This window comes from Caldalkalibacillus thermarum (assembly GCF_014644735.1).
Classification (GTDB): domain Bacteria; phylum Bacillota; class Bacilli; order Caldalkalibacillales; family Caldalkalibacillaceae; genus Caldalkalibacillus; species Caldalkalibacillus thermarum.
In genome coordinates this window covers 1-565 of record NZ_BMKZ01000140.1, presented here as the reverse complement: position 1 = coordinate 565, position 565 = coordinate 1, and the positions used below count along the sequence as shown (strand labels likewise).

The window sequence follows — 565 nt, the reverse complement described above, 5'->3', positions numbered from 1 at the left end:
TGAGGTAACCCGCAAGGGAGCCAGCCGCCGAAGGTGGGACAGATGATTGGGGTGAAGTCGTAACAAGGTATCCCTACCGGAAGGTGGGGATGGATCACCTCCTTTCTAGGGAGTTTTATGAGACCCCCGGTTTTGGGGGATCCCTAAACTGAACGTTTTATAACGTTTCATCTTAATCAATTGCTCGCACGCTTGCTGCTTTGTTTAGTTTTGAGNCCCCGGTTTTGGGGGATCCCTAAACTGAACGTTTTATAACGTTTCATCTTAATCAATTGCTCGCACGCTTGCTGCTTTGTTTAGTTTTGAGGGTTCTTGGCCATCTTTCCTCGGTGTCTCTTGCCAAAAGTGCAAAGGCCACCTCGCAAAGATGGTTTCAACCCGGTTGCCATGTGTGGCAACAAGTGTGCAGACAGGCAATTTTATATATGACCCTCATTATGTGAATAACTGAGTACTTGCACCTTGAAAATTGGATAACAGCAGATTCATCGGGTAGCCACGAGCGACCTTAAGGGTTAAGCTACTAAGGGCGCACGGTGGATGCCTAGGCGCTGGGAGCCGATGA

1 rRNA gene is annotated in these 565 nt (G+C 48.6%); it reads left to right on the top strand.

The features are described 5' to 3' along the window. Positions 1-105: ribosomal RNA gene (locus tag IEW48_RS16910) — 16S ribosomal RNA — on the top strand; the annotation flags it as partial. Between the last annotated feature and the right edge of the window lie 460 nt (positions 106-565).